The following is a 6,302-nucleotide window of genomic DNA, read 5'->3' as shown; positions in this document are numbered from 1 at the left end:
GCCCAGGTATCTGGGGGGGCGGGGAACTGCGCAGTCTTTTAGGGGCGCGGGGAACTGCGCGACCGGCCACAGCGGACCCGCAGACGACCCACTCAGCTCACCCCCGCCGCCCACGGGGCATAAAGGTGAACACCGCTCCGCCGAGCAGCACCGCCGTCCCCGCCACAAACCCGAGCGCCCGCAACCCCCCACCGTCATCACTACCGGTGTCAGCGAGCCCACCCCCGGAACCAGAGGCGCTCCCTCCGGAACCGGAAGCGCTGCCCCCGGCGGAGCCGCTCCCCCCGGCCGCCCCACCCGGCTGGGCAGAGGTGTCGAGCGTCAGGGACACCGCGGACTTCGTCGGCGTGCACGTGGTCGTCGTGCCGAGCGCCTTCACCGTCAGCACGCCCGGCGACAGCGTCGACTCCCCGTCCGCGCCCGGCTTGTACGTACCGGTCATGTCGGAGATCACCATGGGATCACCGGACTTGATGGCTTCGGAGTTGGTCGGCCCTTCGACCGCCACCGTTCCCTTGTCCGCGCCGCCCAGTACGACCTCCATCGACGGCTTGACCGAGTCGGCCGGGATGTCGGCGGGGCTGTCCATCACGGACCCCTTGAACTGGACGGTGAGGTCGTAACTCCCGCCGTTCTTCTTGGCGTTGATCTGCACCGGCGAGGTCGCGTTCTTGTCCCCGATCGGCGTCTTGCACGCGTAGGGGATGTCGACCGCCTTGCCGGTGAAGTCGGTCTGTTCCCCGTCGCCGCCGGTGCTGCCGCCCGTGTCACTGCCCCCGGTGTCACCGCCGGTCTCTCCCCCGGTGGTGCCCCCCGGCGGCGTGGGCGTCGGACTCGTCGGATCGGGCGACTCGGGAGGCGGATCCCCGTCCCCCGCCGTGACCTCGATCGTCGCAGCGGGCTTCACCGTCTCCGTGGGCGCGCACTTGGTGTCCGTGGACATGACGTTGATGGCGTACGCGTCCGGTGTCAGCGTCACCTCACCGGCCGTCGTCAGTTTCAGCTTGCCCTTCATGTCGGACAGGATCATCGCCCCGCCCTTGGGGATCGCCGGGTTCTCGCGCGGCCCCTGCATCGCGACGGACGCGGTCTGCGCACCGGCCGCCTTGAGGGTGCCGGACGGCTGCACGGAGTCGGCGGGCAGGTCGATGAGGTCGGGGTTCTTGGACGCGGCCTGCGTGAACTTCCACACCACCTCGACCTCGTCACCGACCTTCGCCGTGGCGGGTGCGGTGACCTCGACCTTGGTGGTGCCCTTGACCGTCGGAAGCCCGGAGATCGGAGGGGGTACGCAGTCGGTCGCGTAGGCCACCTCGGCGGCCTGGGCGGGCGCCGCCGCCACCGCCAGCAGGACTCCCGCACCGCCGAGCATCATCGCGACTCCGGCCGCGCTCGCTCTCCGGCCGCCTCCGGGCTTCTTCGGTCTCGGCCGGACTCTCCGTTGCGTGCTCACGTGTTTCCCTTCCTGGTGGGGGTCGTCGGGGTGTTCTCGTGCGGTGCGGAGAGCTGATCGGCCTCGGCGGCCCCGGGATCGGTGTCCGGGGTGAACCAGGGCAGAGCGGACTGCGTCCGTGTACGGGCCCCCGTACGCGTACCTGCGCCGGAGCCGGAACGGAGGTCGGAGCCGGAACGGAGGTCGGAGCCTGCCGGGTCGTGGTCGTCGCCGGAGTCTCTGGCGGCAGGCGAAAGACGCAGCTTCGGCATCCGCAGGGTGACGTCGGGCAGCCGCAGCCCCCCGCGCCGCACGCCGTGCGCGCCCCGACCGGGCCGCACACTCCGTCCGCCCCTGCCGCCCCTGCCGCCCCTGCCACTTCCGAACCGGCCGGCGCGCTGGTTGGGTCCACTCGGCCGCACCCGGTCCACCACGGCCATCCCGGTCCGGAACAGCGCGGCCGGTACGACGACGCAGACCAGGATCCAGAAGAGGGTCACGCCCCAGGGGCGGCCCACGCCCCACGGCTGTTCGGCGAGCACCTTGCCGCCGAACTTCAGGGCGACCGTGTAGTCGCCGTGCGCACCGGCGGTCAGTTCCACCGGCAGGGTGATCCGCGCCTTCTTGCCGGGGCCGATCGTGCCGCGCCACTGGTGTTCCTCCCACTGCGGGGCGAACACACCGTGCGAGGTGCCGACCTGGAAGACCGGGTTCTTCACGGCGGTGGTACCGACGTTGCCGACGGTGAAGACGAGCTTGCGGGACGGCGGAGCGCCGAACCAGGTGAGCAGACCGCTCGACCCGTCGAGCTGCGTGTCGGTGAGCACCGAGAGCCGCCCCGCGGTGTCCTCCTTGGGCAGCGGCTCGACCTCGTGTCCCGCGACCAGGAAGGAGGCGTCGGCCTCCGCCTTCGCGCCGGTGACGGTCGCGACATGGACCACGCAGGGGCACGGTACGGGCGGTTCAGTGACCGGCAGTTTCTTGCTGAACCGGCCCTTCGCGTCGGTGGTGACGGCCCGTCCGTCCGCGTTGGCACAGGAGTTGGTCCCGCCGATCACGCCCCGGTCGATCGAGGACCGACCGCAGATGAGCACCATCAGCAGGGCGTTCGCCCGCCAGCCGCTGCCGCTCACCGTGAGGGAACCGCCCGTTCCCGCCTGCGACTTGGAGAGTTTCACCTGCGGTTTCTCCGCCGCGGAGGCGGTACCCGCCACCAGCGGGAACAGCACCATCCCGAGCGCCACGACCACCGCCGCCACGGCCGCCCGCCACCGACACACCCCTTCAGCCGTGCCGCTCACATCACCGCTCCCGTCGACTCGACTTCCGTACGCGCCTGTCCGGCGGCCTCGGTCGGCCCCGGCTGCCCCCGACGCCGTACGAGCCGCATACGCCGCACACGCCGTACGAACCAGAGGGCGCCGCCCGCACACACCGCGAGGCCGGCCGGCGCGCCCGCCATCGCCGCCGCCTTCGGCACGAACCACGTTTCCGCGGCGGCCTCCGCGCGGGCCCCGCCCTCCGCCGTGACCGTCAGCTCGACGTCGACGCCGTCGAGGGCGGGCGGATCGGGCCAGGGTTCGTCGAGGCGTACGCGGCGGCCGGGGAGCAGTTCGACGGGCAGGGTCCGCGGGGCCCGGTCGAGCACCTCGCCGAACAGCCCCTCGGCCCGTACGGCGAGCTTCGGGGTCAGCACGGTGGTGCCGCGGTTGACCAGCTCGTAGGAGATGTGGCCGCCGTGGATCCGCACGTGTTCGACCGTGAGCGCCGAGAGGGTCGGGCCGCCGACGCGCAGCTGGACCCGTACGGCCGCGGTCCGGCCCCCGGCGCTCGCGAGGATCGCGCCGGGGTGGTCGCCGGGCGCGGTGTCCGCCGGGACGCTCACGGTGAAGGGCACGTCGGCGCGGGTGCGCGCGGGGATGCGTACCGTCCGCTCGGCGAAGGTGATCCAGGCGCCGGTGTCCTTCGCCCGTGCCCGTACGGAGAGCGTTCCGTCGCCGTCGTTGTCGGCGTCGGCGCCCCGGAACCGTACCGTCAGCGGCTTTCCGCCGGGGTTGCGCACGGACACGGTGTCCTGGAGGACCGTGCCGGGCGCGCCCTCGGCGTAGAAGTACGGCCGGCCGTCCCGGCCCCCGCCCGCCGAGGGCACGACGGACCAGTCGGCGTCGGCCACGGAGACCGGGGCGACACCGAGCACGGTCACGGAGGCGAGGCAGAGGGCACGGACGGCGAACGGCATCGGCGGCTCCGTAGCAGAAGGGCTGGTGCGGGGTGGTTCAGCCGCGGGCCTGGTGGCGCCGGGTCAGCCACAGCACGCCGGCCGCGCCTGCCAGCAGGACGGTGCCGCCGAGTGTGCCGAGGGCGATCGCGGAGTCCTCGGGGCCGGTCTGCGGCAGGTCCTCACCGCCGGCCGGGGCGTCCTGCGAGGAACCGGTGGTACCCGAGCCGCCCGTGGAGCCGCCGCCCGCCGCCGCGACGGTCAGGGTCAGCGAGGGCTTCGGGCTGTTGCCGGGCGTGCACGTGGTCGTCGTACCGAGGGCCTTGATGGTCAGCACACCCGCGGTGAAGGTGACCTTTCCGCTGCCCTTCGGGGTGTACGTGCCGGTCAGATCGGTGATCTTGATGGGGGTGTTGGCGGGGATCGCGGCCGGGTTCGGTGGGCCCTTGACCGCCACGGTGCCGCTGTCGGCGCCGCCGAGTTTGATGACCGCGCTCGGGTTCATCGCGCCCTTGCCCAGTTCGACGGGGCTGGACGAGACGCCTTTCTCGAAGGTCATCGTGAGCCGGTAGCCGCTGCCGCTCTTGACACTCTTGATGTCGATGGGCGAGACGGCCGACTTGTCACCGATCGGGGTCTTGCACTGGTAGTTGACGTCCACCACGTCGGCCCGGGCTGCGGGGGCGGCCATCAGCACCGCCGAGCCGGCCAGGGCCGCGGCGGACGCGATCGCTGCGGTTCGTTTCTGGTACGTCCGGTATGACACGGTCCCCTCATTCCCGAAGGCGTTCCTGACACCATTCCTGAGTCAGTTCCTGACGGAACATCAGATCGGCCGTCAAGGTACGCCCGGCCCCTTGCCGAGGGAAGACAAAATGCGCACCGGATCCGTGAGGATCCCATGCGCATGGGGCGAGCGACGACGAAGGGACGCCCGCCGGGGGTCGACTCCCGGGAGCCGCCGCTGGGCGACCAGCTCTCCGGAGGCGACGCGGCACGGACGACGCGGCACGGACGACGCGGCACGGACGACGCGGCACGGACGACGCGGCACGGACGACGCGGCACGGACGACGCGGCACGGGGCAGGCCCGAAGGGCCGCCCCGATCAGGGGCGCGGGGAACTGCGCGACAAGCCCCCACCGAACCCGCGGACGAACACCAAACAGCCAGCGCACCCCACACAGCGCAACGCCAACCACAGCGGAGCGCTACGCGGGGGCGCCCAACTCCGCCCAGACCGTCTTCCCGGCAACCCCGTCCGCCCGGATCACACCCCAGTCCAGGCACAGCCGCTGCACGATGAACATCCCGTGTCCACCGGGCCGCCCGGCCCGGTGCGGCGTCCGCGGCGCGGGCTGACCGGCCCCACGGTCGGACACCTCGATCCGCAGCACCTTGTTCTCGCAGGAGATCCAGAGCTCGTCGGGACCCTCGGCGTGCAGACAGGCGTTGGTGACGAGTTCGGAGACGACCAGCAGCACATCCTCCGCCGCGGCCCGCCGATCGGCGGTGGCCGCGGGCAGCCACCCCCACTCGTACAGCGCCTGCCGTGCGAAGTCGCGGGCGAGCGGAACGACCCCGCTCTCGCCGTCGAAGTTCAGCCGGCGGGCGTGACGCCCGGGGGGCGTACCGCCCGGAGACGCCCCGGAAGCGCCGCCGTCGCCCGATTCAGGGCCGCGGTCGCCCGGCGAGTAAGGCCGGGTGGTGCTCATCAGCGCTTCACCTCACCGATTCACCAGTTCACGATTCAAGACTCAGTTCTCAGCACATTCAGCACATGCGGCGCACTCGGAAAGCTCAGGACACTCGGGCTCCGGGAGTGGTCCGGGACTGCCGCGCGCTTGCCGTTCGGTCCGTTGACATATTCAGGATGTCTCCTGCCCGACCGAACCGCCGGAACACCCACTTGTTCGGTACGGATGACGAGACTCCGTCATCGCGTCGATCACATTGATCACGTCGATCACATCGGTCACGTCGAAGCCGGCCTGGACACAACTGTGCCGCAGGACAGCGCCTCGGGGCGACTAGTCACCCCGATCGCCCGCGGGCCGGTCGGTCCCGGCCTCGCCCGTCGCCGCGGAGCCGTCCGCCACCGCGGAGTCACCTGCCCCGCTCTTGTCGTCCAATGCCGCTTCCAGCGTGTCGTGCACGGTGAAGACGGCCTCCGCCCCGGTGATCTCGAAGACCCGGGCCACCACCGGCAGCATTCCTGCCAGGTGGACCCCGCCTCCGGCGGCTTCGGCACGCAGCCGAGCACCGAGAAGGACGTTCAACCCGGTGGAGTCGCAGAACTCCAACCGTGAGCAGTCCACGACGAGACGCACGAACCCGCGGTCGAGGCAGTCCTCGACCGGTTCGCGCAGAAGATCCGCCGTATGGTGATCCAGCTCACCCGCCGGGGTGACGACGGCACTAGTGCCCTCTTCTCGCACCTCGACCAGAAGCCGGCCCGACTGTGCGCTGCCGACCGTCCCGCGGTCCATGCCGTCTCTCTCTTCCGGCCGATGTGGTTGTTCGTTGACGCACTCGAACCCTACGCCTTCCCTGCACACTCTGACACCCGAACAACCGCCAAGAATCGGACATTTCACCGCAAAACTCACTTGCGGGAGGGTCACGAAAGCGGGTAGGGCTAGTAGAGACAGT

Annotated in this window: 6 protein-coding genes; all 6 read right to left on the bottom strand. The window is 71.3% G+C overall.

Annotated elements, in window-relative coordinates; translation table 11 throughout:
- Positions 1-97: 97 nt before the first annotated feature.
- The 6 genes from ACFVH5_RS28495 to ACFVH5_RS28470 all read right to left on the bottom strand — a co-directional run bounded on the left by ACFVH5_RS28495 (position 98) and on the right by ACFVH5_RS28470 (position 6,139).
- Positions 98-1,372, bottom strand: coding sequence for a hypothetical protein (locus ACFVH5_RS28495; RefSeq protein ID WP_385836594.1), 1,275 nt, complete (start codon positions 1,370-1,372; stop codon positions 98-100).
- A gap of 77 nt (positions 1,373-1,449) precedes the next feature.
- Positions 1,450-2,664 (bottom strand): hypothetical protein, encoded by a 1,215-nt coding sequence (locus ACFVH5_RS28490; RefSeq protein ID WP_385836593.1) that lies wholly within the window; start codon positions 2,662-2,664, stop codon positions 1,450-1,452.
- A 65-nt stretch (positions 2,665-2,729) separates the two neighbouring features.
- On the bottom strand, positions 2,730-3,671 hold the full coding sequence (locus ACFVH5_RS28485) for a hypothetical protein (protein ID WP_385836588.1): 942 nt from the start codon (positions 3,669-3,671) through the stop codon (positions 2,730-2,732).
- Positions 3,672-3,708: 37 nt separating this feature from the next.
- The gene (locus ACFVH5_RS28480; RefSeq protein ID WP_384810595.1) at positions 3,709-4,416 is read right to left on the bottom strand and encodes an LPXTG cell wall anchor domain-containing protein; all 708 of its coding nucleotides are present in this window, start codon (positions 4,414-4,416) and stop codon (positions 3,709-3,711) included.
- A gap of 445 nt (positions 4,417-4,861) precedes the next feature.
- Positions 4,862-5,365, bottom strand: a complete 504-nt coding sequence (locus ACFVH5_RS28475; protein ID WP_384810592.1) for an ATP-binding protein — start codon at positions 5,363-5,365, stop codon at positions 4,862-4,864.
- Positions 5,366-5,680: 315 nt separating this feature from the next.
- Positions 5,681-6,139, bottom strand: coding sequence for an STAS domain-containing protein (locus ACFVH5_RS28470; RefSeq protein WP_385836587.1), 459 nt, complete (start codon positions 6,137-6,139; stop codon positions 5,681-5,683).
- Between the last annotated feature and the right edge of the window lie 163 nt (positions 6,140-6,302).

Source organism: Streptomyces sp. NPDC127119 (assembly GCF_042677425.1).
GTDB lineage: Bacteria > Actinomycetota > Actinomycetes > Streptomycetales > Streptomycetaceae > Streptomyces.
This window is presented reverse-complemented; position numbering and strand designations above follow the sequence as displayed.

What these genes read in the sequence shown, in the direction of transcription:
- ACFVH5_RS28495 (WP_385836594.1), bottom strand. Translation starts at nt 1,372, where the DNA reads ATGCTCGGCGGTGCGGGAGTCCTGCTGGCGGTGGCGGCGGCGCCCGCC.
- ACFVH5_RS28490 (WP_385836593.1), bottom strand. Translation starts at nt 2,664, where the DNA reads ATGGTGCTGTTCCCGCTGGTGGCGGGTACCGCCTCCGCGGCGGAGAAA.
- ACFVH5_RS28485 (WP_385836588.1), bottom strand. Translation starts at nt 3,671, where the DNA reads ATGCCGTTCGCCGTCCGTGCCCTCTGCCTCGCCTCCGTGACCGTGCTC.
- ACFVH5_RS28475 (WP_384810592.1), bottom strand. Translation starts at nt 5,365, where the DNA reads ATGAGCACCACCCGGCCTTACTCGCCGGGCGACCGCGGCCCTGAATCG.
- ACFVH5_RS28470 (WP_385836587.1), bottom strand. Translation starts at nt 6,139, where the DNA reads ATGGACCGCGGGACGGTCGGCAGCGCACAGTCGGGCCGGCTTCTGGTC.